Origin of the sequence: Parabacteroides chongii, assembly GCF_029581355.1 — a bacterium.
GTDB classification, from domain to species: domain Bacteria; phylum Bacteroidota; class Bacteroidia; order Bacteroidales; family Tannerellaceae; genus Parabacteroides; species Parabacteroides chongii.
In genome coordinates, this window is record NZ_CP120849.1 from 2,081,570 (window position 1) to 2,105,696 (window position 24,127).

Consider the following 24,127-nt stretch of genomic DNA (forward strand, 5'->3'; position numbering starts at 1 on the left):
ATAGCTTTCATGAGAATTCTATTAGTGGCACCGACTGACTGCAAATAGAATTCTCATTGGCCTATAATAATTTTTTCTGTTATTAAAATATATATGTATGAAATATATTCTGTCTTGTTTGATCTCGTTTCTTGCAGTATTGCCTGCAGTGGCACAATTAAAATGGTTTGATCCGCTTACCTGTGGTTTCCCTGTTATACAGAACCAGGGTTTTATCCATGAGATAGGGAACTCATACCATCGGTTGCCTGATCGGGCGAAAGATGTTGTGAGAAAGGAAGTTTGGAATCTTTCCCGGGAATCTGCCGGATTGTCGATACATTTCTTCTGTAATGCTCCGCAGATTAAAATCCGATATCAGGTAACAGGCGGTTTCGCTATGCCTCATATGCCGGCAACGGGCGTTTCCGGTATTGATCTTTATCGCATGGATGACAATCATTCCTGGGATTTTTGTTTCGGAAATTATGCTTTTACCGATACGGTTGTCTATTCATATAATCACATGAAAAAGCATTCTGGTCGGAAGAAAGGTTTCGAATACAAGCTACTTCTTCCTCTTTACAACGGGGTGAAATGGATGGAAATCGGTGTGGCGGAAGATGAAAGTGTTGAGTTTATCCCTGCATCTGAAGAACCTTCCATTGTAGTGTATGGCACATCTATCGCACAGGGAGCTTGTGCTTCCCGTCCGGGGATGGCCTGGACTAATATTTTACAGCGTTCATTGAATTGCCCGGTTATTAATCTAGGCTTTTCCGGTAATGGTAAACTGGAAGAAAATGTATTGGGCTTTATCGGTGAACTGAATGCCCGGTTGTATATCCTGGATTGTATGCCTAATTTTCCGGATGACGATTATGAAACGATCTATACGCGTGTCGTTAGTGCAGTTAAACAACTTCGCCAGAAAGATAAAACTCCGATCCTGCTTGTTGAACATGCCGGTTATAGTAACGCCAAAACCGATTCGACACAATTCGAATATTATGATCATACAAACAGGGCTTCCCGAAAGGCGTTCGAGGCGTTGATGGCAGAAGGTGTACCGTCTGTTTTCTATGTTTCACATGATGAACTGGATTTTGATCCGGATGCGTGGGTAGATTATGTTCATCCTTCAGACGTTGGCATGCAACGACAGGCAAAGGTTTTAGAGAAATCTATACGAGATATTTTACACAAGGATAATAACAAATAAGTTTAAAATGTATTGTTCATTATGGCAACTAGAAGAGAATTTGTAATAAAAATGTCTGCCGGACTTTGTTGTTTGGCATTAAATATTTCCTGTAAAAAAGAACCGGGCTCTCATAAGGTCCGTTTCGGTGTGATATCAGATGTTCATCAGGATTTGCAATCTGATGCCCCCAAACGGCTTCAGGCTTTTATTGATGCATCAATGGATTGGAATCCGGACTTTATTATTCAATTGGGAGATTTATCCCATGGAAAAAACTTTGATACGATCCGGGAAGTGTGGGAACAATTTCCCGGAAAGAGATACAGCGTTCTCGGTAACCATGACATGGATCATACTCCTAAAGATGCTATGGTGAAGGCTTTGGGAATGCCTGGAAAATATTATTCTTACGATTTCGGAGGTATTCATTTTGTTGTTTTGGACCTGAATTATATGCGTGAGGACGGACAGTTTTTTGATTTTGACCATGGTAATTATTTTCGTGCCAAGTGGGGAATAGACCGTGATTTGATATCACCGGAAGAGTTGGAATGGCTGAAGACTGATTTGGCAAAAACGGACAAACCGACAGTTGTTTTCTCTCATCAGGGACTGGATGATGTTGCCAAAGGTTATTGTCCTAACAGAGAAGAAGTCCGTGCATTATTCCGTGAGATAAATGATAAGAATGCTCAAAAGGTAATAGCTTGTTTTTGTGGGCATAATCATGTGGATGCATATTCGAAAATCGAAGAAGTTCATTATTTTCAAATCAATAGTGCCTCCTACTTTTGGACAGACGATGCCGATCATTATTCGAACGGACATATGATCGAATACAAAGATGCACTTTATGCTTTTGTTACCATAGATTTAGATTCCAATCAGATTATAGTAGAAGGTGTCAAGAGTGAATTTCTTCCACCGGCACCTAAACCGGAAGACTTTAAGAACGCAGATAAAGTTTATCCTTATGTGAGTGATAGAGTAGTTGATCTCTGAAGTATCATTCCTTTGACTCCTACAGGTATAGGAATACCTGATACCATGTATCAGGATATTCTTTACCTGTGTTTGGTAAATAAAACCGGTAGATGTTTCTCCTTTCAACCTGTGTACAAATTTATTTTGGCAAGTATTTCACTTGTCAAAATATCTTTTTACTTCTATTTCCAGTGTCGTCATATTAACTCCTTTCGATAAATATTTGTACCATACAAAGGCTATAAATTTTAGTTACATGGTTGTCTCCTTTAGTATTTTACAAAGTTGTTTAACACCATCAGAAGCTTTGGCTTTGATAAAGTGAACATCGTTCCGGTATGTGTTTACTTCTTTGGGGTCTATCAGGTAAATAGGCTGCCCGCGGCGTACGTAATTCAGTAATCCGGCAGCCGGGTAAACGTTGAGGGAAGTTCCTATCACGACAAAGATATCGCACGATTCGACCATACGGATAGCCGGGTCGATCATTGGGACTGCCTCGCCGAACCAGACAATGAAAGGGCGGAGCTGCACGCCATGAGGGTCTTTATCCCCGATATGGATATCCGGATTTTCCGAAGAAAGATCGTAGGTCGTGTTCAAATCGCGTACGGAACAGGCTTTCATCAGTTCACCGTGCAGATGGATCACGTCGTTGCTTCCCGCTTGTTCATGCAGATTGTCGATATTTTGTGTAATGATATGCACCTCGAAGTCTTTTTCCAGTTCTGCCAGTCCGATATGTCCGGCATTCGGCTGGGTGTTCAGCAGTTCTCTGCGTCGCTGGTTGTAAAAGTTGAGGACTAATTCCGGATTGGCAGCAAAACCTTCGGGTGTCGCCACATCTTCCACCCGGTATTTTTCCCAAAGCCCGTCTGAATCGCGGAAAGTGGAAATACCGCTTTCGGCGCTCATACCGGCGCCGGTCAAAACGACTAATTTCTTTTTCATAAGGCAATCGTTCTATGTGTTATTCTCTGAATTCTTGACATTTTAACAATGCCTATTGTTAGGTGCTTAGAATGGGCATCGTTAGGGTGTTAGAATGCCTATTGTTACACCCTTAGAATAGGCATTGTAAAAATGCTACTTATAAAGGTGGATTTGGGTGTGAATATTCCCGATTTATCCCAGATTATTGAGTATCTCCGTCTTCCCCTCCTGTACTAGACGGTAAATCATCTCTCCAAACAAAGTATTAACCCAGGCAAACCAGGAGCGGGTGAACTTCTTAGGATCGTCTTTGTGGAACGATTCGTGCATGAAGCCGGTATCTCCGTCCGTGTCGCGGAGCATTTTTACGCAATGGCGTATTTCTTCGTTGTCGCTGGTGGTGTTACAGCGCATGATGATGCTCATCGGCCAGATATAGTTGAAGCCGATGTGCGGACCACCGATGCCTTCACCGGCTTTTCCCTTGTAGAAATAAGGGTTCATCGGGCTTAAAACCAGTTTACGGGTATTCTGGTAAACCGGATCATTCACGTCGATACAACCCAGGTAAGGCATAGCCAGCAGGCTGGGGACATTCGCGTCATCCATAAATACATGGTTATAGAAACCGTCTGCTTCGAAAGCATATACTTTGCCGAATTCCGGATGCTCGACAATTCCGTATTTCTCGATGGCGGCAGCTACTTCGTCGGCCAATGAGTCGCACTGGCGGGCAAAGTCGTTATCCTTTTTGATGTCGCGCATCATCTCTGCCAGCTGGCGGAGTGAAGTGACGGCAAACATATTCGACGGGATCAGGAATCCGAACAAGGTGGCATCGTCAGACGGACGGAAAGAAGATACGATCAGTCCGACAGGATTTACCGGACTTCCGTAACCGTCATTCAGAAGCGTATCCCCTTGGCGGTCTGTCTTACGTGAGAAACGGTACGGACCGAGACTGTCTTTGCGTTGTTGTTCGATGAATGTTTTGTAGACAGTCTTCATCGCCTTGTCCCATTCAGCATCGAAAGGAGAGGTGTCGCCGGTCTTCTTCCAGAAATGGTAAGCCAGGCGGATCGGGTAGCAGAGCGAGTCGATTTCCCATTTGCGCTCGTGAAGCTCTTTTTTCATGGCTGTTCGGTCCTTTTCCCAAGGGCTGCCGTCGGGACCTTCGTTGAAGCCGTTGGCATACGGGTCGATGTTAATGCACCAGGTCTGACGGTTGATAACACCTGCCAGCATGGTTTTTACCGCCGGATCTTCGTTGGCGAATTGAATATGCGGGAAAACTTGTGCCGACGAGTCGCGCAGCCACATGGCGTGGATGTCACCTGTAAGGACGAACGTGTCGGGCTTGCCGTTTATCATCTTATGCTCGCAAGTCGTATCGAGTGTATTGGGAAAGCAGTTTTCGAACATCCAAGCTAGTTTCGGATCTTTCAGCTGTGCTTTGGTAGTCTGGATAGCCTTTTCGACAGCAGTGGATGTAAACTGCCGCTTTTCCGGTGCCGGACGTTGACACGTGTACTGTAATGTGTTAGATGCAAGAGATGCTCCGGAGGTAGCCGACTCTGTTAAATGGGCGAACGATTTCTGCCCGACCAATAGACCTGCCAGCGACAGACCTCCGGATTTTAAAAAGTTTCTACGTGTAGTCATGGGTTTATATGTTTTATTGATTGTTATTTGTATCCGTCAAATGACATTGAATCATTGAATTGGCGGGTAAAAATAAGCATCTTTTCCATTAAAACCAGTACATTCCCGTAAAAATATTATAACCACCTTTCTCTGCACCTCCTTTTTCATTGCTGGGACTCAGCCGCTGACAACAGCGGTTACCGATAAATGAAATCCTGCTTATTGAAAATAGCTATGTTCTTTGATTACTACGCCTTTATCGTCGAAATACACTTTCTTGTCTTTTCCCTCACGCGTTTCCAGTATCACTTTATATTTTACATACGTGCTGTTGTTGGATACGTAAACCGATTTGATCCGGCAATCCTGATAGACGTTATTTACTCCTTCCTGCAGTATCTGGGGAATGGCTGTAATGTCTATTTCGTAAAACTTATCCTGATTCTTCACTTCCGTTTTGTCATTATCAACTGTGTTTTGTGCCTGAGTCTGTGACGTACATACGGAACACATGGCAATCGCTGCCATTAAAACAATCTTTTTCATACTTCTCTTTTTACTTAAAACCTAATACTAATACCTATTTTGCCTTTTGCTCCTATTCTTCAATATCCGTGCCAAAAGGGACAGGAAAAGCCTATTTGGGAGCAAGTAACTGAAAATTAGAATTTATATATTGGAATAAGAACTCAGATAAAGAAGGTCCTGCCGTTGAAGGTGTGGAATTTTTCCATATTTATGTGACATATTCTACACAAGGACTGCCTTTCTTCTGAAATGCGGGAGAGTTTCAAAAAAATCGTATCTTTGTACGAATTGTGATAGAAATAAAAGATGAAACAAACGAGTATAATAATCACTATCTTCTCGATTCTGCTGTTGACGGCTTGTGTGACCAAACAGACGGATGAGAAAATTGTAACGGTTACGATCGAGCCCCAGCGTTATTTTGCAGAGCAGATTGCAGGGGATAAATTCAAGATCAATTGTGTGGTCCCTGCCGGGCAAAGTCCTGAAACATACGATCCTACTCCCCAGCAGATGATCCAGGTCGGCAGAAGTGTCGCATACCTTCAAATCGGACATATCGGTTTTGAGCTGGCGTGGATGGATAAGATACGTGAGAATAATCCGAAACTGACGTTCTTTGATACTTCGGAAGGGTTTAACCTGTTGAAAGAGACAGAGGAAGAACACGACCATGATCATGGTACACACGATCATGATGCCCATGCCGGAGAGGGAACGCATCACCATCATCATCACGGTGGCGTGGACCCGCATATCTGGAGCTCCATTGCCGGGGCTAAAGCGATTGCCTGGAATACATTGAACGCTTTTATCGCGTTGGATCCGGATAATACGGATTATTTCTGGCAGAATTATAATAAATTATCGGACGAGCTAGATAAAACGGATGCGGAGATCAAAAAACTGCTCGATCCGCTGACTGACCGTACATTTATTATTTACCATCCGGCACTGACCTATTTTGCGGGTGAGTTCGATTTCACGCAGCTTTGCATCGAGATGGATGGCAAAGAACCTTCGCCAGCCCAGTTGAAGCAACTGGTGGAAACGGCTCGTGCCAATAATGCCCGTGTCGTATTTATCCAGCAGGAGTTCGACCAGAAGAATGCCGAACTGATTGCCAGGGAAACGGGTTGTAAACTGACGGTGATCAATCCGCTGGCGTATGACTGGCCTAAAGAAATGATTCATATAGCAAAAGCATTGGCAGATGGACAAGCTCATTGAAATAGATCATATAACAGCCGCTTACGGGAATAAGGTTGTTTTGAAAGATGTCTCCCTGACCGTGTGGAAGAATGATTTCCTGGGAATAATAGGACCTAACGGGGGAGGTAAGACTACTTTGCTGAAGGTGATCCTCGGGTTGCTGCAGCCGGTATCCGGTGCCATCCGTTTCTTTCGGGACGGGACGGAAGTTTCTTCTTTACGGATCGGTTATCTGCCGCAGTTGAATAACATAGACCGTAAATTCCCTATCTCTGTCTGGGAGGTGGTCGCTTCGGGACTGGCAGCAGAAAAGCCCCGTTTCCGTTCGTATACGGACGCTCAGAAAAAGCGTATCGAAGAGGTGATCCATCAGATGGGATTGGAAGACCTGTACACCCGTTCGATCGGTGAGTTGTCGGGAGGACAGTTACAGCGTGTTTTGCTGGGACGTTCTATCGTTTCCCGTCCGCAGCTTCTGATCCTGGACGAACCGAATTCGTATGTCGATAAACGCTTTGAATCTCGTTTTTATCAGTTACTGGAGGAGATCAATAAAGAGAGTGCGATCATTCTGGTATCTCATGACATCGGAACGGTGCTGGCGATGGTCAAAAATATCGCCTGCGTGAACGAGACGTTGCACTATCATCCCGGCGCGGATGTATCCGAAGAATGGCTCGGTGAGAAATATGCCTGTCCGATCGAATTGATCGGGCATGGTAATTTGCCGCATCGCGTATTGAAAACACACGAACATTAATATTCTTTTTCATGTCGCACACACTTTGTTTAATCTCACTGCCGGAAATCGGGTTTATTGTCGGTATTGCCGTAATCCTGTTCGGATGCAAGGCGGTCATGCAGAATCCTTTTATCTCCCGCGGGCAGAAAATCGTATGGATACTGATCATCGTTGTATTGAACTGGATCGGACTGTTATGGTATTATTATACCTATTATATGAAGAATAAAGACTAAGATATGAAGATACTGATTACAGGAGCAAGCGGATTTATCGGTGGCTTTTTGGTAAAAGAGGCGTTGCGCCGGGGATATGAGACGTGGGCAGGAATACGTGCTACGAGTAGTCGTGAGAACCTGCAGGATGAACGGATTCGTTTTATCGATCTGAAATATAATAACCGGGAGGCATTGACTGCCCAGTTGGCTGATTTTGCCCGTGAACAGGGAGGATGGGATTATGTAATCCACAACGCCGGACTGACCAAGACGTTGGATAAACGAAACTTCTTCCGTATTAATGCAGAGAATACGCAAAATCTGATAGAAGCATTGGCAGCAGCTGATTGCCAGCCGAAAAAATTCCTGTTGATGAGTAGCCTGAGCAGCTATGGACAGGGAGATGAAAAGACTTTCCACCCGATCCGCCTGGATGATCCTCAGCGACCGGACACTGCTTATGGGCAGAGTAAGTTGGAGGCGGAGAACTTTATACGTAACCAATCCTATTTCCCTTATGTGATTCTGCGTCCGACCGGTGTGTATGGTCCCGGCGAGAAGGATTATTTTATGGAGATTAAGAGTGTGAAGTCCGGATTTGATTTTGCAGTGGGACATACTCCCCAGCGTATTACCTTTATTTATGTAAAAGACCTGGCACGGGTAGCTTTCCTGGCGTTGGAGAATGAAGCGATACGTAACCGGCATTATTTTGTCGCGGACGGAGATGTGCATACCGACGAATCCTTTGCCCGGATGATACAGGAGCTATTGGGCAAGAAGCATGTGCTGCATGCCCGTATCCCGTTGGGGCTGGTGAATGTGGCATGTCATTGTTCCGAATGGATCGGCAAGTTTTTGAATAAAGGCATGACATTGAATACTGATAAATATATCATCCTGAAACAGCGCAACTGGATTTGTGATGTCGCACCGCTCCAGGATGAATTAGGTTTTACTCCTGAATATCCCTTGCGTAGAGGGTTGGAGGAAAGTCTTGAATGGTATCGGAAAGAAGGATGGCTATGACCCGTTGTTATCCGGTTCTTACCGGATAACGGCTGGTCAATCCACTTTCTTTACGGAGCCTAATCCTGCTTTATCCACATTGACGGTAGGATCTCCTTTATATTTTACAGTTCCCATTCCGGCTATCTCGGCATTAATCCGATCTTTTGCATAAGTTTCGATCAGACCTTTTCCGGCTATTTCGCACGATAAAGTAGAAAGCTCGTAATCCAATGCATGAATTTTGCCGCTTCCTGCAATTTCGAAATCTGCATTTTCGCCCGCCCCTTTCAGGTTGAATGTGCCTTTTCCGGCTATTTCACCTTTAAATACTTTTGCATACAGGGCATCTGCGTTCAGTGTGCATTGACCGGCTGTACTTATTTCCATTCGGTCGACGGTCACTGTATCTCTTAACTCTATTCTCGTGCTGCCTGCCGTATTGAATTCCACTTTCTCATTGGATGCGAATTTACCGTTTAGGTTAAATACCTTAATCCCGCCCATATCGGCTTTTTTCAATGCTGAGGAGTTTGTCGTGATTGTAAATTTTGTCGGACGGAACCGGATCTGTTTCTTGCCCCGTTCTTTAGGGCGGATAACCAGTTTCTCCCCGTCTGTCTTAAATTCAAACAAATCGTAGATGTTTTGATCGACTGTGACGGTCAGAGCCGGAGCGGACTCCTGCTGTGAATAATTGAATATAATTGCAGAGCCTTGCACATCTATTTCGTTGTAATCGACAATATCGATTGTCTGGGTTATCACGTTTCCGTCACCTCTGACGGACGGCATGAAGATACATCCTGAAGCTAGCAACAGGATAACGGACAGTACAGTTAAATAGAGTGTTTGTTTCATATCGTTTTATTATTTTACTTCTTCTACGGAGCCTTTGCCCAATACCTTCTGCTGAACAGCTGTCGGCCCTTTGTAGCGGATCTTGCCTTTACCGACAATGTTTGCTTTCAGATTATTGGTGGGATGAACTTCCATCGAGCCGTTTCCTGTCATTTTACAGCTTAGCTCGGGTACGGCAACTCCGAAAGCCATGATCTCACCGCTGCTGGTGATACTGTATGCGCCCTCTTTGGCTTCTCCCTTTTTCAGGTTGATAGTGCCTGAGCCGTTGATGCTGCACTCCAGTTTGTCAGCCTGCAGTTCGTTGATAACCATATTGGCGCTACCCGAAACATTCAGGTCGAGCTTGCCCATTTTTACCGGCTCTTTCAATTGAACCAGGCAGTTGGAGTTTGCATTGATTTTTAATTCGTCCCCGGTCAGCAGACTGTTTACCATGAAGTTGGCATTACCCGAAGCTTTCACTTCCTTGAGCCATTTGGAGTTTGTCTTTACGATAAACTTGGTATAATGGTCTACTTTAGCCCCTTTGAAACCTACTGAGAGTTCCCGGTCTTTGATATTGATATTGACATATTCATGCAGGTTCTCATCTACAGTCACTTCAATATAGGGTGCTGCATCCGATTGTTCATAATTGAAATCGATTACCCCATCGATTTTGATTGAATTGTAATCATCAATAGTGATCTTTTTACTGGATAGTTTTCCGTTACCTTTTACGTGGTCTGCTGCCTGGGCAGTGAATAACAATCCCAATAACATGATAATAGATAATAAACCTTTTGTTCTCATAATTTATTTGTTTAGTATTGCCTTTCCTTATAATAGACGTATCTTTTATACGACAGGTTACAAAAATAGGAGTAATTTAATTCAACTCCTACATTTGTTAAACATTTATAGGGCATTAAACGATAGAATTTTGGTCTATAAAATAACCCGGAGATTATCTTTTCACCGTGCGACAGTGAAAAGTAATTCCGGGTTTTCCAACTCCCAATATATTGATTTCTTAGTTTGCCGGATCGATATCGCTGGAACCGCTGGAATGTTTCTTAACTTTTGGATTCCCTTTGTATTTGATGTCACTGCTTCCGGAAGCTGATGCATTCAAAGATTCCGTAACTGTGATAAAAATATCGCTGCTACCGCTTGCCGAACATTCCAATGTCTTCAAGGTGAAACCATACCCTTTTATATCGCTGCTTCCGCTACAGTTGAATTTCCCCTCGTTTGCTTTCCCATTCAGGTACAGGTCGCTGGAGCCTGAAGAGCGGGCTTCTATTCTGTGACATTCCAGATCGCTTGTTTTCAGGTCACTGGCTCCGCTCAGGTTGATCTTGCATAAATTGGCTATGCGCATCGGTTTTTCCAGGTATACGTCGCTGGCTCCGGATGCGTTGATTTCAATATTATCGCCTGATAACGAACTTTTCAGGATAAAATCGATACTGCTGGAAACTCCCAGTTTCTTTAATTCAGTAGAATGGGCTTCTATAGTCAATCTGCTGGGGATGATTCTGGTTCCTTTCTCTGTTTCTATTTTTAATATGCCACTTTCTATTTTGAATTTGAGAAGTGGAAGTAGATTTTCATCTATCGTGATCTTTAGACCGGATTTTCCATTCTGCTGGGTATAATTAACTTGTGGAGATTTATTTTTTCCGGAGAAAAAGCTTCCGTTAATCTCGATGCCCTGGCCTACTATCAGACCGCTGTAATCGGCTATCTGTATTTCTTTGGTGATAATATTACCGTTCCCTTTGGTCTTTTGTGCGTAACAGCCGACCGTACCAAGTACTACTAATACGATGATGGCTAATGCTAATTTTTTCATGACATTTATTATTTAGTTTGTTCTTTTAATTTGCGTCTTTCAGTTTACCTGATCCGATGATACTTTTGCTGGTCGTCGGATTGCCTTTGTAATAGACATTGCCGCTACCCACAATGTTGGCCTCCAGCTGGTTTTTGGTGTAAGTCTGGATATTACCGCTACCGGCAATATTACATTCTGTTTTCTCTGTGATGCAATCGAATGCTTTTATGTTGCCGCTTGCCGCCAGGTTGTATTCGGCACGGCTTGCTTTGCCTGCAATCTGGATTGCTCCGCTGCCCGCTAAACTGCATTCGATCGTATTCAGATTGATATCCGATGCAACGACACTTCCTGAACTGGCTAGGTTGATCTCTATCTTGTTGCCTTCCGCCTTTTTCTTCAAAAGAATATTGCCGCTGCCAGCCATGTTGATCTCCAGCTTCTCTACATGTATCGGACTGGCAATAATGAAATCGCCGGAAGAGACTACGTTCAGCTCTTTTAGTTCGCGCGAGTTGCTGATGACCTTGAAAGTGGTCGGTCTCAGATTGTATGTATTACCGTTACGGCTGTTTTCTTTTACCTTTTTCGGGCCGACTTTCAGTTCTTTGCCGTCCACTTGCATTTGAAGCAGCGGAAGCAGGTTCTCGTCGATTTGCACTTCCAGGTAAGGAGCAGCATTCGATTGTTCGTAAACGAACTCCACAACTCCGACTGTCGATATCTCGTTATAATCACTGATGGAAATTCTTTTTGTAATAACATTTCCGTTGCCGGACACTGTTTCTGTGGTGCGGGCAAATCCTGTCAGGGTAACCAGTAAACAGGCTATAAGGAGTGATACTTTTGTTTTCATCTATATTGTTTTTAGTTCTTTATCTTATAAGACGAAGCTATTGGCGGAAAGGTTGCAGATTCAGTGAATTATTTTTCAAAAAAGAGAGGGTGCGCAAACAATAAAAAAACCGCGATCCGAAATAATAACGGATGCGGTCTTTTTGCTTCCCAACGAAGCAATCTCACGATTCCTCCTTTGCAAAGACTTGTTAACCTTAGATCTAAAATACTATGAAAAAAACTCGATGCAAATATAAGAGGAAATATATTATATGCAATGTTCTATTGTATCATTTTATTGTAATTTTGTCACTTTATGACGCAAAAGTTACATATTTTGAACGATTTATTCCGTGAGGCCGAACTTCTCTGGGATAGAATCCATTATGTCAAACAGTTCGGTAACCGTTTCCGCACGAAGCATAGCAACGCGTGTCGGTTTGAAATCGGAAATACCCTTGAACAGGGGAGTGGCTGCCAGGTGACGGCGGATGTGTAAAATGCCGCGTCGTTCGTCCAGTCTTTCCACACTTTGCATGACCTGTTGCTTGAGGATATCCAGATACCAGGAGAACTTCTCTTCCGGCAATGCTTCTCCGGTGGTCAGGTAATGTTTTACTTCACGGAATATCCAAGGACGACCGATACTTCCGCGACCGATCATCACGCCGTCCACTCCGTAATCTTCGAAACGCTGTTTGCATATTTCTGCTGATGTCACGTCACCGTTTCCGATAATGGGAATATGCATGCGCGGATTCTTTTTCACTTCACCGATCAGTGTCCAGTCCGCTTCACCGGTGTACATCTGGGCACGGGTACGGCCATGGATGGAAAGGGCGGCGATACCGCAGTCCTGCAATTGTTCGGCCAGGTCGACAATGATTTTATTTTCGGCATCCCATCCCAGGCGGGTTTTTACTGTTACGGGGATGCTGACGGCCTTTACCACTTCGCGCGTTATTTCCAGCATCAGTGGAATATTCCGCAACATACCTGCTCCGGCCCCTTTGCCTGCTACTTTCTTCACCGGGCAACCGAAGTTGATATCGAGAATGTCGGGGCGGGCGGCTTCGCATATCTTTGCTGCTTCCACCATCGCTTCCACTTCTTTACCATATATCTGTATTGCTACCGGTCGTTCGTCCTCGGCAACGGTTAGTTTCTCCTGTGTCTTGTTCACGTTGCGGATCAGTGCATCGCTCGATACAAATTCCGTATATACCATGTCGGCACCGAAACGTTTACACATCAAACGGAAAGAGATGTCCGTCACATCTTCCATCGGTGCCAGGAATACCGGATGTTCACCTAAATCTATTGAGCCTATCTTCATACCTTCTTATTATAGACTGCAAAAGTACTGCTTTTTCCGCGAAGAATTATGATAGAATAGTCTCCAATATATAATCTACTACGTTTTATAGTAGATTAACTATGTGTTGTAGTTGTATTACTGATTAATATAGTTATATTTGGGCATTCCTTTAATAAAACGACAGATTATGAAACGATTGACATCGAAAGAAGAAGAGATATTAGGCTATTTTTGGGCGAAAGGACCTTTGTTTGTCCGCGAATTGCTCGACTTGCAGGAAGAACCTAAGCCACATTACAACACGCTTTCCACCATTGTCCGTACCCTCGAAGAGAAAGGATATATCGGTTATCAGGCTTTTGGAAATACGCATCAGTATTATGCTCTGATCTCGGAAGACGAATACCGCAGGAAGACACTAAAGCAGGTTGTCAATAAGTATTTTGATAATTCTTATACCCGCGTCGTCTCTACGCTGATCGAGGAAGAGGCGTTGACACTGGATGAATTGCAGGAATTGATCCGACAGATCAAGAACAAATAAATGACCGGATTATGGGCACTTTACTTCTGTACATATTAAAATCCACCATTTGCCTGACCCTGTTTTATATCGGGTTCAAGGCATTGTTGAGTAATGATACATTCTTTCGCTTCAACCGTTGGGTGATGTTAGGTGGAATGAGTATATGTATGTTGTTGCCTGTATTCGAAATAAAGACGGCTGAACCGTTGCTAATCCAGCAACCCTTTATGCATCTGGAAGAGATGATCATGGGAGAGGGGACAAACTCTGTGGCTCTTTCCGGCGGGGCTTCGGGGATGAGAATCGTTCCGGCTGTCGAACCTGCTGTGGCCGTTGATTGGGGACAGCTTTTATTTTTTGCTTATTTGATTGGGGTTCTGATTTGTCTGACGGTCACGTTGTTGTCGTTCCGGAAAATGTTTGTTCTTATCCGGAGCGGACGAAAGTTGCAACAAGAGCGTTATACGTTGATATTGACCTCGGATACTGTTTCCCCGTTCAGTTGGGGACGATATATCATCTTGTCCGAGAATGATTACGAAAAGCATCCCGATGAGATCCTTACCCATGAAAAAATACATTTGGAATCCCGCCACTCTGTCGATCTGCTCTTTATGGAAGTAATACTCTGGCTTCACTGGTTCAATCCGGCTGCCTGGCTGTTGAAACGCGAACTGAAGGATATCCATGAATACCAGGCCGATAAGGGCGTACTTGCTCAAGGCATCGATGCAACAAAATATCAACTGTTACTCGTGAAAAAAGCTGTCGGCTCCAGCCTCTACACTCTTGCCAACAGCTTCAATCACAGTAAAATTAAAAAACGTATTACTATGATGTTAAAAGGTAAATCAAACAATTGGGCCCGGTTGAAGCTGCTGCTCCTGGTTCCCGTAGGACTTATCGTCCTCAATGCTTTTGCCCGTCCGGAAGTGAACCGGCAGTTGGAGACGCTTATCCAAAGCAAAGATAAGGATACTCCGCCGGAAGAACAACAGGATTTGAAAGAATTCTTTAAAACGGAGCTGTGCAAGTATGTGAATGATACGGCTGTAATGGCTTCTGCCGATAAGACCGCTGCATTTCTGAAAAAGAATACGAACGTGTATGAACTGTTTATGAATGCAAACAGTGTCGTTTTATTGAAGTTCGATAAGATTCTTTCGGTCGAGGAATTGCCGGCTGTGCTGCAAGAACGGTTTGATTCTGAGAAAAAGAACGGAAAGCCTGTCTCTTTTTATTTTAAACAGGATATAAATACACCGAAAGAAAAGGTCGAGCGTGCGTTGGAAATAGTCAAAGAGGCATTCCTACAGCAACAGGCAACCGTTGGGACGGATAAAGCCCCTTTCCTTTTGTTTGAAGACGGTGCACATCATATGCTTTATTCGACGGAGAAAAAGAAGATACAGTTGCCCTCTGATAATAAGAGTGTACTTCCTCCTTCTAGTTCGGGCGCTACGATTTAAGATAGTGGAGGAAGGCTTTCAACACGCTTTCCTCTACTTGTTTTATGCTATACTTTTAGTCTTTTCATCATTATTATTTATTATTTTTCTCCTATATTTCTTTTCTTTTGAGCAAGCATAAAATTAATTTTTAGCATGGTCGAAATCAATTTTAGGCTAGCTCAAAATTAAATTCAAGCATGCCAAAAAGAAAAAATATACCGTACTTTGCAACTAATATATAACGACCAAAAAACTAAATAATAAGGAACAAAACATTAAAAGTTCGCAAGTGAGGCGACAGAGTATAAGTAGAAGCTTGTATCTTTGTCGCTTATGATAGGGATATTCTTTTTTATTTGTCTGCTAGTCTCCTGCTCTTCCGAAACCGGACGGCAAGAGACCATACCTGCCGAATCACTTCTCCGGCAGGCTGCATTCTATGAAGAACGGTTACAATATCTTCCTGCTTTAGCGATGTATCAACAGGCAGCGAGATTGGCTGAAAAGGAAAAAGACAGCGTTGCTTTATCTTCTGTTTACCGGAGGATGGGAAATATATACCGGAACCAATCCTTGAAGCATGAAGCGTTGCAATGCGAAAAAAAGGCCTTGTCTTACATCAGTAATGCCAACGATTCCCTGCGGATGGGGCTTTATCGGGAAATAGGCGATATCCATGCCTTGACCGGAGAGGCGGATAGTGCATGCTATTATTATCAGATAGGCGGTTGCCGGATCAGTCAGGCAAAGATATTACAACAGGGAGGACGCTGCCGGGAAGCCGAACTGTTATTGAAAGAGGAACTCGAACAAGATATTTCCGGAGAAGAGAAAGCGGAGCTCTGTCTGGCATTGGCTGACCTGAAAATTTCTTCAGGCGAACTGGAAGAAGCCGAGGATTATCTAAGCCATGTGTCCGTTTCCCATCCGCATGTGTATGTTTCCCTGTCCCGGATTGCCGAGAGACGTGGAGACAGTCTGCAGGCTGACTTTTACCGAAAAAATTATTCCCATTATTTGTCCTCCCTGCGGCAGGAGAAAGAACAGAATCAGATAGCCCAGCTTCTTTTTACTTCTGAACAGAGAGTGTGGGAGAATCGTTTGTCGAATGCCGAAAAGACACAAAAAGGACAGGTCTTTTTCTGGATCGGTCTGCTGGCCGCTTGTGGAATCGGGGGCTGGGGCTATTTCCGTTACTGGAAGAAGAAGACTGTTGTTGCGTTGTCTGAAATAGAATTTCAATCATCTGAAGTGTATCAGCGTTTCCACAGAAAAGAAGAATGGAAGCCGGCTCCCAAAGACTGGGAAGAGTTGCTGCAGGCGGTGAACGGCACCTATCCCGAATTTCGTGAACGGCTGAAGAGGAAGATCCCGAAATTAAGTGAACAGGAATGGCGCATGTGTTGCCTGATTAAAATGGATGTTTCCCCTTCGGTAACCGCCATGCTGCTGTGTTGTACGAATCAGGCTATTTCGATGCGCCGTGTCCGCCTGTATCAGAAAATGACGGGAGAAAAGGGGACACCGGAGCTATGCGATGCCTTTATTCGTGATTTTTAAGCAGATGTGAACTGATGTGAAACCGAGAAAAGAGGCTTTCTTCTACTTTTGTCTGAAAAAAAGCGTATGAAAAAGGTATTGTTCGGGCTCATGGCAGCCATTCTTATTAGTACCGGATGCGAATCGAAAAAGTCTTCCGGTGAGTTGCTTCAGATCGATCTGACGGCAAAAGACTTTGCTTCCGGTCAGGTGGAAATAGCAGACGAGATAGAATCCGTCGAATACGTTCCTCTGGAACTGACGGACGAATCTTTGATCGCCAATATATTGGATATAGCGGTTACCGATGAGTATATATTCGTTTATTCTACCCGTCAGGACGGTGTGTTGCAGTTCGACCGGAAAGGTCATTTTCTTCGTCGGATAGCAAAGACAGGAAACGGTCCGGGGGAAACGGGGCAGATCATATCGTTCACGGTTGATGAAGAAAACCGTCTGTTCTGTGTCAGTGAGTACTTCTCTACCTCTTTTTATTCTTTTTACGGAGAGTTTATCAAGAAGATAACAAGTTTGCATCCTTATTCTTACCAGCTTTCCGTCGGACCGAACGTGATGGCCGAATTGGGCAGAATGTATGTTCCGTTGAATGTTCCGGGTATGTTCAGTCTGGGAATCTTTAACTGGGCGACGGATGATACGATCGCGCTTCGCCCGACCATTGGGAATATGAACCTGATGCCGTTGGAAGAAACCAGTCTGAAAGGATGGATATATAACGGAAGCATGGACGGTTGGTTTTGCTATTCAGAAGGAACCGATACGGTCTGGAATGTGAATGCCAAAACGATTTCACCGGCTTTCCTTGTCAACAACGGCTATTCTGCATCGGAGGAAAAGGAGATGCGTTCGTCTAAAACCGGAAACGCATCTGTCGACGGCACATACAGCGTTTTTAATATCTTCGAAACGCCCCGTTCTTATTTTGCTAAATGCTTCCAAAGCTCCAATGAATCTAAATTCTTTTTATATCGACTGGATAAGCAGACTGGTGCCTTGAGTCGTGAAGCATCAGATATTGACGCTATGGAACTATTCGAACACAACAGGGCGCTGACCGGCATCGGAGTCCGCAACGAAACGGACGGCGGACTTCCTGTCTGGCCTTTTTTCTCTTATCCGGCTAAGAAGCTGATGATACAGGTGAATACAGCAGTAGAAATTGAATATCTGAAAGAAAAAGATCCGAAGTTGAAGGAACATCCTGTGTTGCAGAAAATAACAGAAGAATCGAATCCGCTGGTCACTATTTATCATTTGCGCTAATAAAAGGCACGAATAAATTTTGCCTACAATAAAAGATCCTGTTTCTTTAAGAAACCAAAGTGTTCTTATTGAAACAGGACCGATTGTAAATTAAGGTTTGGTTAAAGTATTATGAATTCTCAAATGTTACTTTATTCTCTGCCGCCACCCAACGCATGATAGAGGTTTATCATGCTTTGTATCTCGGTGAACCGGTTGGCGGTTTGTGACAATTGTGCACTTAACAGTGATTGACGGGCTGTCAGTACCTCCAGATAGGTATTTGTTCCGTATTCCATCAATAAGGAGGTACTCTCCAACGCTTTTTCCAAAGACGTAATTTGTTTCTCGTACAAGGCTGTCTTTGCTTTGCTGCTTTGGCAAGCCACCAATGCATCGTTGACTTCACTTCCGGCATTCAAAAGAGCCTGCTGGAATGCCAGGCTGGCTTCTTCCTGCTGGGCTTTGGCTATGCGATATTGAGCTGTGATTTGTCCTTTGTTGAACAAAGGCTGCGTCAATGAACCGACAGCCGATGCCAGGAATTTACCCGGATTGACAATCATGCCTCCGGCCGAGTTGGTCCAACCGGCGCTTCCGCTCAACACGATAGAGGGGTAGAAAGCTGCACGCGCTTGATTTGTTGCATAGAAAGCCTGTTCCAATGAACGTTCGGCTGAACGGACATCAGGACGGTTTGCCAACAACTGCATAGGGATTCCGACAGCTACATCTTCCGGGAACTGCTGTTCGGCCAATTTGCCGCGCTCGTACCGACGAGGAGTTTCAGCAAGCAATAACGAAAGGCTGTTTTCTACCTGATTGATTTGTTCTTTCAGGTTGACTATGGATGTTTGCACACTGTAGTAGGCAGCTTCCATTTGTGAAGTGGCTGCCTCGTTTGCTAAACCGGCATCCATCAATGCACGAGTAGAAGCTACCGCCTCTTTCCAGGACTCTTCCGTTTGTTGAGAGATTAATAACTGCTCGTCCAGCATCAATAGCGTATAATAGGTGTTTGCTATTCCGGCAATCAGTTGGGTACGGATGGCCTGCTGATAGTCTTTGCTTTGGGCGTATAACGCTTTTGCTTGTTGCTTGGCATTGCGCAGACGTCCGAAAATGTCTAATTCCCAGCTGGCAGTGACAGGCAATGTATATGTTTGAGTTGCTTTGCCACCATCGAAACTGCTTACTGTTCCTTGTGGAGTAAGGGCCAGTGAAGGCAAAAAGGCCAGTTTTGCCGACAGCAATGATGCTTCCGCTTCTTCCACTCTCAGTTGGGCGGACAAAAGGTCTGTATTGTTTTGCAACCCCTGTTCGATAAGTGTTTGCAGCTGCGGGTCTGTAAAAAGTTCCCGCCAGTTGATATTACCGAAGTTTGTTGTATCATCGACGACCACCTCTTCTCCGTATAAATTATCCGGAGTTGTTGTAGCCGGTTGATATTTGGTGTATATGCCGCAACTGCTAAGTAAGGCAGTTGCGGTTGTCAATACAATTATTTTCTTCATATATTAATTATTTTCATTGTTTAAACTGTCGCGCTCGGCTTGGCTTTTTTGTTTTTCCAACGCGACCTGGACATCGGTTTCCACTTCCATCGGCGGGCGAATCTTTTCTTGCAGATACTCGAAAATGATATAGAATACCGGTACAACAAACAATAAGGCCAATGTTCCGACAGCCATACCACCGACAACGCCTGTTCCCAATGAACTGTTACCGTTGGCACCGGCTCCGGAAGCGAACATCAGCGGAAGCATACCGAAAATCATGGTAAGTACGGTCATCAGGATCGGACGCAGACGGGCCTGTGCTGCCGAATAGGCCGATTCTACGATGCCCATTCCCTGGCGGCGACGCTCGATGGCAAACTCTGTAATCAAAATAGCCGTTTTAGCCAAAAGACCAATTAACATAATTACACCAGTCTGCAAGTAAATATTGTTTTCCAATCCGAATAATTTAGCGAACAGGAATGAACCCATCAAGCCAAACGGTACGGAAAGGATAACCGCCCAAGGCACAAGGAAGCTTTCGTAAAGACAAGCCAAAATCAAGTAGATAAGCAAGATACAGACGGCATAGATAAAGAGTGTTTGAGAACCTCCGCTGCTAGCCTCTTCGCGTGCCATACCACCATATTCGTAACCGTAGCCTGTAGGTAACATTTGTGCGGCCACCTCTTCAATAGCTTTCTGTACTTCACCTGTAGAATAGCCCGGAACCGGATTTACATTCACTGTGATACAGCTAAACAGGTTGAAACGGTTGGCGACTTCCGGGCCTAACACGCGTTTGAGCGTTACAAACTGGCTAATCGGTGCCATTTCTGTACCGTTTCTTACGAACATGTTGTTCAGCGCTTGTTCATCCAAACGATATTCCGGTGAAGCCTGCGACATGACGCGATATACTTTTCCGAATTGGTTGTAGTTGGAAACGTAGGCACCACCGCAATAACTGCCCAGTACATCAAGCACTGTCGAAGGTGAAATACCCGCACGTTTACATTTGGCAGCATCTACATCCACTGCAATTTGGGGGAAGTTCATAGCATACGAAGTATAAGCCATAGCCACTTCCGGACGCTGGTTTAATGCTCCGATATATTGCATGGCTTTTTGGTAGAACGTGCCCATATCCCCTCCGGTACGATCCTGCAAGTTAAGCTCAATGGAGTTACCCATACCGTAACCCGGAATCATACCCGGCTGGAAGCAGAATATCTGCGCCTCTTTGATTTGAGCGAATTGTGCATTCAATCGGGTGATTACGGCATCGGAAACATGTTCGCTGCCTTTACGCTCACTCCAGTCTTTCAAACGGATGATAGCCATACCGTAAGATGTACCCTGACCAGCCAGGAAACCGTAGCCGGCTACTCGGGAGTAGTGTTCTATTTCAGGGGTGTTTTTGAGGATGTCTTCCACCTTGTCCAACACCTTGGTTGTCTCTGCCAGCGTACTACCCGGAGCAATCGCCACGTTGGCCATGATAGTTCCTTGGTCTTCCTGAGGAACAAGACCTGTTTTGGTACTGCTGATCAACCATCCTAATAAGACGATAGCTCCTACTATACCAACCCACACCATCCAACGGTGGTGGATAAAGAACATCACTCCTTTTTTGTATTTGCCCAATACGGCGTTGAACGAAGCATTATAAGCGGCGCGCACCCGTCCGTTGAAACTTTTGGCACTCTTGGTTCCATCGCTAGGACGCATCATCATGGCACAAAGAGCCGGACAGAGTGTCAAGGCACAAATCATCGAAAGACCTACGGAGGTTGCCATCGTTACGCCAAACTGCGTATAGAAGATACCGGATGTTCCTCCCATAAAAGTAACAGGAATAAACACGGCCATAAACACACACGTACAAGATATAACGGCCATGGTTACATCCCCCATCGCATCTTTTGTTGCCTGATAAGCAGATTGATAACCGGCATCGAATTTGGCTTGTACGGCTTCTACCACCACGATGGCATCATCCACCACCGTACCGATGGCAAGCACCAATGCAAACAGGGTCAGGATGTTGATTGTGAACCCGGCAGCTGTTAAGCAAGCAAATGTACCGATCAGTGAAACAATGATGGCGATAGAAGGAATAAGCGTACTCTTGAAGTCCTGCAGGAAGAAATATACCACCAAGATTACAAGTATGATGGCGACGATCAATGTCTCTACTACATTATATATAGAAGCGAAAAGGAAGTCGTTGGAACTCATCATCGTGATAAATTCCATACCGGCGGGCAATTCCTTTTCTATCTCTTTCAATTCGGCGGCAATGCGTTCGTTTACTTCTGTCGCATTAGAACCTGCCACTTGGTAAATTAAGAATGTTACGGCAGGTTTACCGTCCATCTGACTGTCGAAACCATAGCTCAATGTTCCCAATTCTACTTTGGCCACATCTTTCAGACGCAACACGGAGCCATCTTCTTGGGCACGGACAACGATGTTTTGAAATTCTTCCACGCTTTTCAAACGTCCGCGATATTTCATGGTGTATTGGAATACATTCTTTGAGTTTTCACCTAATGAACCGGTAGGTGCTTCGATATTTTGTTCTCCCAGAATAGAAGTCACGTCTGAGGGTATCAATCCATATTGAGCCATACGTTCGGGATTCAACCAGATACGCATACTATAGGTATCGCCCAACTCCATAACGTCACCAACGCCTTCGATACGTTTGATACGTGGCACAACGTTAATATCCAGGTAGTTTCCGAGGAATGTCTTGTCATAGCGTCCGTTTGAACTGACAAGTGCATCGATTTGTAAGAAACTGGTCTGACGTTTCTGTGTGCTGACACCGATACGGGTTACTTCGGCAGGTAATAAACCTTGTGCTTTCGTTACACGGTTTTGGACGTTGACGGCTGCCATATCGGGGTCTGTCCCTTGTTTGAAGTACACTTCGATAGTCGCCGAACCTGCATTGGTGGCAGTGGAAGTCATGTACATCATATTTTCCACACCATTGATACTTTCTTCCAGTGGCATAATGACACTGTTCATCACAGCATCAGCATCTGCTCCGGTATAGCTTGCCGATACATGGACCGTAGGAGGGGCAATATCCGGATATTGCTCGACCGGCAAGGTAAAGAGCGAAATGAGTCCTATCGCCAAAATAAGAATGGAGATAGATATGGCCATAACAGGCCGTTTGATAAAAATATTTCCTTTCATATTTTGCTAATTTATTTTACTTGTGTTCCTTCACGTACCAATCCGGCTCCTTCGGATACAATTTCTTCACCCACTTTGAGTCCGTCAAGTACGATATATTCGCGGCCGTCGCTGATTTCGGCTACGGTAATTAATGTAGAAACGGCTTTGCCATCGACTACTTTGTAAACAAGGGTTTTATCTTGCAAACGAACCGTTGCGCCTTGCGGGATAACGATGCAGTCTGTGTAGGTTTGCGGAATAAGCACATTGCCGGATGCTCCGCTATGGAGCAGGCGGGATTCATTCGGGAATACGGCTCTAACACCTACCGTACCGGTTTGGCGGTCGATCACTCCACTGATGGATTCAATTTTCCCTTTCTGCTCATAAACAGACTGGTCGTTCAGTTTCAATGTGACTTCCGGCATATTGGCCAACGCTTCATCCATGCTTTTGTACTGACGGCTCATGGCCAACAGCTGGTTTTCCGTCATGGAGAAGTACACATACATGTTTGAATTGTCGGAAACAGTTGTCAACGGCTGCGGAATATTGGCACTGACCAATGCTCCGGCACGATAAGGCAGCATACCGACTACTCCGTCGCTCGGACTTTTTACTTCCGTATAAGAAAGGTTGTTTTGGGCATTTAGCTCCTGTGCCTCTGCCTGTGCCAGTTGCGCTTTGGCTGTCAGGTAATTGTTCTGGCTTGTTTTCAGATTGAATTCGGAAACAACTTTTTTGGCAAACAGTTCTTTTGTGCTGTTGTAATTCAATTCGGCAGTACCTAAAGCTGCTTTTGCAACCTCAACGTTGGCTTGAGCCGTTTTCAAAGCTGCCTTATAAGGTACTTGGTCGATTACAAAAAGTAACTGTCCTTTTCGTACAACCTGTCCTTCTGTTACGCAGAGTCGTTCGATAGTTCCTGATACTTGCGGATAAATATCTATATCCTGGCGACCGCGAATAGACGCTGAATAGGGCATGGTCAGCTCCCTATTGGCTGTTGAAACTTTCATTGTTGCGTAAGACGCTTTCATCTGTGCATCCGACGTCTCTTTTTTACAGGATGTCATCCACATTGTCGTACAACCAATAATCATCATCAGCTGTATCCATCTTGCTTTTGCTTGTATCATATGTCTTAATTTGTTAAATGCCGCAAAATTAACAGATAAATGTGGGAAAAAAATTGTCTGAATGTCTATATAGATATTCTATATTTATAATATATAGGAATTTTAAGAGAATAAAATCTAATGAAATGAAATAAATATGTGATATTATTATGTGCATTGTCCGATGCCGGATAAAAAGTTAACTGGTTTTATCTTAGAAGTATGCGAAGAAAGCCGTATCTTTGT

General features: G+C 44.3%; 21 protein-coding genes. 10 read left to right on the top strand and 11 right to left on the bottom strand.

What is annotated here, in order from left to right:
* Positions 1-97: 97 nt before the first annotated feature.
* Together P3L47_RS07795 and P3L47_RS07800 are read left to right on the top strand one after the other, a co-directional pair.
* Positions 98-1,201, top strand: coding sequence for an SGNH/GDSL hydrolase family protein (locus P3L47_RS07795; RefSeq protein WP_277783240.1), 1,104 nt, complete (start codon positions 98-100; stop codon positions 1,199-1,201).
* A gap of 21 nt (positions 1,202-1,222) precedes the next feature.
* Entirely contained in the window at positions 1,223-2,185 is a 963-nt protein-coding gene (locus P3L47_RS07800; RefSeq protein ID WP_277783241.1) for a metallophosphoesterase family protein, read from the top strand.
* Positions 2,186-2,419: 234 nt separating this feature from the next.
* On the opposite strand, the gene P3L47_RS07805 is transcribed toward P3L47_RS07800, so the two are convergent.
* The 3 genes from P3L47_RS07805 to P3L47_RS07815 form a co-directional block, all read right to left on the bottom strand.
* Positions 2,420-3,118, bottom strand: a complete 699-nt coding sequence (locus P3L47_RS07805; RefSeq protein WP_277783242.1) for an SIR2 family NAD-dependent protein deacylase — start codon at positions 3,116-3,118, stop codon at positions 2,420-2,422.
* 174 nt (positions 3,119-3,292) lie between these two features.
* Positions 3,293-4,762, bottom strand: coding sequence for a glycoside hydrolase family 125 protein (locus P3L47_RS07810; RefSeq protein WP_277783243.1), 1,470 nt, complete (start codon positions 4,760-4,762; stop codon positions 3,293-3,295).
* 201 nt (positions 4,763-4,963) lie between these two features.
* Positions 4,964-5,290, bottom strand: coding sequence for a hypothetical protein (locus P3L47_RS07815; RefSeq protein WP_277783244.1), 327 nt, complete (start codon positions 5,288-5,290; stop codon positions 4,964-4,966).
* Positions 5,291-5,578: 288 nt separating this feature from the next.
* On the opposite strand from P3L47_RS07815, the gene P3L47_RS07820 reads away from it, so the two are divergent.
* From P3L47_RS07820 to P3L47_RS07835, 4 genes are read left to right on the top strand one after another with little or no spacing between them, the layout of a single operon-like run.
* Entirely contained in the window at positions 5,579-6,502 is a 924-nt protein-coding gene (locus P3L47_RS07820) for a metal ABC transporter solute-binding protein, Zn/Mn family (protein WP_277783245.1), read from the top strand.
* Positions 6,486-7,244, top strand: coding sequence for a metal ABC transporter ATP-binding protein (locus tag P3L47_RS07825; RefSeq protein WP_122363610.1), 759 nt, complete (start codon positions 6,486-6,488; stop codon positions 7,242-7,244). Before P3L47_RS07820 ends, P3L47_RS07825 begins: the two co-directional genes overlap by 17 nt.
* Positions 7,245-7,255: 11 nt before the next feature.
* Complete coding sequence (locus P3L47_RS07830; protein ID WP_122355819.1) at positions 7,256-7,462, top strand: hypothetical protein; 207 nt, start codon at positions 7,256-7,258, stop codon at positions 7,460-7,462.
* A gap of 3 nt (positions 7,463-7,465) precedes the next feature.
* Positions 7,466-8,473 carry an NAD-dependent epimerase/dehydratase family protein gene (locus tag P3L47_RS07835; RefSeq protein ID WP_277783246.1) on the top strand — a complete coding sequence of 336 codons (1,008 nt, stop codon included), beginning with the start codon at positions 7,466-7,468 and terminating at the stop codon, positions 8,471-8,473.
* 36 nt (positions 8,474-8,509) lie between these two features.
* Here P3L47_RS07835 and P3L47_RS07840 read toward each other — a convergent pair whose 3' ends face one another.
* The 5 genes from P3L47_RS07840 to dusB form a co-directional block, all read right to left on the bottom strand.
* Positions 8,510-9,313 carry a GIN domain-containing protein gene (locus P3L47_RS07840; RefSeq protein WP_277783247.1) on the bottom strand — a complete coding sequence of 268 codons (804 nt, stop codon included), beginning with the start codon at positions 9,311-9,313 and terminating at the stop codon, positions 8,510-8,512.
* Positions 9,314-9,322: 9 nt separating this feature from the next.
* Positions 9,323-10,108: a head GIN domain-containing protein gene (locus P3L47_RS07845; RefSeq protein WP_277783248.1), complete on the bottom strand. Its 786-nt coding sequence runs from the start codon at positions 10,106-10,108 to the stop codon at positions 9,323-9,325.
* A gap of 220 nt (positions 10,109-10,328) precedes the next feature.
* Positions 10,329-11,153 (bottom strand): head GIN domain-containing protein, encoded by an 825-nt coding sequence (locus tag P3L47_RS07850; RefSeq protein ID WP_277783249.1) that lies wholly within the window; start codon positions 11,151-11,153, stop codon positions 10,329-10,331.
* 25 nt (positions 11,154-11,178) lie between these two features.
* Positions 11,179-11,991 (bottom strand): head GIN domain-containing protein, encoded by an 813-nt coding sequence (locus P3L47_RS07855; protein WP_277783250.1) that lies wholly within the window; start codon positions 11,989-11,991, stop codon positions 11,179-11,181.
* 327 nt (positions 11,992-12,318) lie between these two features.
* Positions 12,319-13,308 (bottom strand): tRNA dihydrouridine synthase DusB, encoded by a 990-nt coding sequence (gene dusB / locus P3L47_RS07860; protein ID WP_277783251.1) that lies wholly within the window; start codon positions 13,306-13,308, stop codon positions 12,319-12,321.
* Between the two features lie 169 nt (positions 13,309-13,477).
* On the opposite strand from dusB, the gene P3L47_RS07865 reads away from it, so the two are divergent.
* The 4 genes from P3L47_RS07865 (at position 13,478) to P3L47_RS07880 (ending at position 18,090) form a co-directional block, all read left to right on the top strand.
* Positions 13,478-13,834, top strand: a complete 357-nt coding sequence (locus P3L47_RS07865) for a BlaI/MecI/CopY family transcriptional regulator (RefSeq protein ID WP_277783252.1) — start codon at positions 13,478-13,480, stop codon at positions 13,832-13,834.
* A gap of 11 nt (positions 13,835-13,845) precedes the next feature.
* Positions 13,846-15,285 (top strand): M56 family metallopeptidase, encoded by a 1,440-nt coding sequence (locus P3L47_RS07870; protein ID WP_277783253.1) that lies wholly within the window; start codon positions 13,846-13,848, stop codon positions 15,283-15,285.
* Between the two features lie 315 nt (positions 15,286-15,600).
* Positions 15,601-16,827, top strand: coding sequence for a tetratricopeptide repeat protein (locus P3L47_RS07875; protein ID WP_277783254.1), 1,227 nt, complete (start codon positions 15,601-15,603; stop codon positions 16,825-16,827).
* Between the two features lie 66 nt (positions 16,828-16,893).
* Positions 16,894-18,090: a 6-bladed beta-propeller gene (locus P3L47_RS07880; protein ID WP_277783255.1), complete on the top strand. Its 1,197-nt coding sequence runs from the start codon at positions 16,894-16,896 to the stop codon at positions 18,088-18,090.
* A 131-nt stretch (positions 18,091-18,221) separates the two neighbouring features.
* On the opposite strand, the gene P3L47_RS07885 is transcribed toward P3L47_RS07880, so the two are convergent.
* The 3 genes from P3L47_RS07885 to P3L47_RS07895 are packed head-to-tail and all read right to left on the bottom strand — an operon-like array spanning position 18,222 to position 23,902.
* Positions 18,222-19,583: an efflux transporter outer membrane subunit gene (locus P3L47_RS07885; protein ID WP_277783256.1), complete on the bottom strand. Its 1,362-nt coding sequence runs from the start codon at positions 19,581-19,583 to the stop codon at positions 18,222-18,224.
* Between the two features lie 3 nt (positions 19,584-19,586).
* Positions 19,587-22,781, bottom strand: coding sequence for an efflux RND transporter permease subunit (locus tag P3L47_RS07890; protein ID WP_277783257.1), 3,195 nt, complete (start codon positions 22,779-22,781; stop codon positions 19,587-19,589).
* 11 nt (positions 22,782-22,792) lie between these two features.
* A complete protein-coding gene (locus tag P3L47_RS07895) occupies positions 22,793-23,902 on the bottom strand; it encodes an efflux RND transporter periplasmic adaptor subunit (protein WP_258914803.1) in 1,110 nt (369 codons plus the stop codon).
* Positions 23,903-24,127: the final 225 nt, after the last annotated feature.

Excerpts from the sequence above, each read along its gene's own strand:
- P3L47_RS07815 (WP_277783244.1), bottom strand. The coding sequence starts at position 5,290 with ATGAAAAAGATTGTTTTAATGGCAGCGATTGCCATGTGTTCCGTATGT.
- P3L47_RS07795 (WP_277783240.1), top strand. The coding sequence starts at position 98 with ATGAAATATATTCTGTCTTGTTTGATCTCGTTTCTTGCAGTATTGCCT.
- P3L47_RS07895 (WP_258914803.1), bottom strand. The coding sequence starts at position 23,902 with ATGATACAAGCAAAAGCAAGATGGATACAGCTGATGATGATTATTGGT.
- dusB (WP_277783251.1), bottom strand. The coding sequence starts at position 13,308 with ATGAAGATAGGCTCAATAGATTTAGGTGAACATCCGGTATTCCTGGCA.
- P3L47_RS07820 (WP_277783245.1), top strand. The coding sequence starts at position 5,579 with ATGAAACAAACGAGTATAATAATCACTATCTTCTCGATTCTGCTGTTG.
- P3L47_RS07835 (WP_277783246.1), top strand. The coding sequence starts at position 7,466 with ATGAAGATACTGATTACAGGAGCAAGCGGATTTATCGGTGGCTTTTTG.
- P3L47_RS07865 (WP_277783252.1), top strand. The coding sequence starts at position 13,478 with ATGAAACGATTGACATCGAAAGAAGAAGAGATATTAGGCTATTTTTGG.
- P3L47_RS07890 (WP_277783257.1), bottom strand. The coding sequence starts at position 22,781 with ATGAAAGGAAATATTTTTATCAAACGGCCTGTTATGGCCATATCTATC.
- P3L47_RS07800 (WP_277783241.1), top strand. The coding sequence starts at position 1,223 with ATGGCAACTAGAAGAGAATTTGTAATAAAAATGTCTGCCGGACTTTGT.
- P3L47_RS07850 (WP_277783249.1), bottom strand. The coding sequence starts at position 11,153 with ATGAAAAAATTAGCATTAGCCATCATCGTATTAGTAGTACTTGGTACG.
- P3L47_RS07870 (WP_277783253.1), top strand. The coding sequence starts at position 13,846 with ATGGGCACTTTACTTCTGTACATATTAAAATCCACCATTTGCCTGACC.
- P3L47_RS07875 (WP_277783254.1), top strand. The coding sequence starts at position 15,601 with ATGATAGGGATATTCTTTTTTATTTGTCTGCTAGTCTCCTGCTCTTCC.
- P3L47_RS07830 (WP_122355819.1), top strand. The coding sequence starts at position 7,256 with ATGTCGCACACACTTTGTTTAATCTCACTGCCGGAAATCGGGTTTATT.
- P3L47_RS07880 (WP_277783255.1), top strand. The coding sequence starts at position 16,894 with ATGAAAAAGGTATTGTTCGGGCTCATGGCAGCCATTCTTATTAGTACC.
- P3L47_RS07810 (WP_277783243.1), bottom strand. The coding sequence starts at position 4,762 with ATGACTACACGTAGAAACTTTTTAAAATCCGGAGGTCTGTCGCTGGCA.
- P3L47_RS07885 (WP_277783256.1), bottom strand. The coding sequence starts at position 19,583 with ATGAAGAAAATAATTGTATTGACAACCGCAACTGCCTTACTTAGCAGT.
- P3L47_RS07840 (WP_277783247.1), bottom strand. The coding sequence starts at position 9,313 with ATGAAACAAACACTCTATTTAACTGTACTGTCCGTTATCCTGTTGCTA.
- P3L47_RS07805 (WP_277783242.1), bottom strand. The coding sequence starts at position 3,118 with ATGAAAAAGAAATTAGTCGTTTTGACCGGCGCCGGTATGAGCGCCGAA.
- P3L47_RS07825 (WP_122363610.1), top strand. The coding sequence starts at position 6,486 with ATGGACAAGCTCATTGAAATAGATCATATAACAGCCGCTTACGGGAAT.
- P3L47_RS07855 (WP_277783250.1), bottom strand. The coding sequence starts at position 11,991 with ATGAAAACAAAAGTATCACTCCTTATAGCCTGTTTACTGGTTACCCTG.
- P3L47_RS07845 (WP_277783248.1), bottom strand. The coding sequence starts at position 10,108 with ATGAGAACAAAAGGTTTATTATCTATTATCATGTTATTGGGATTGTTA.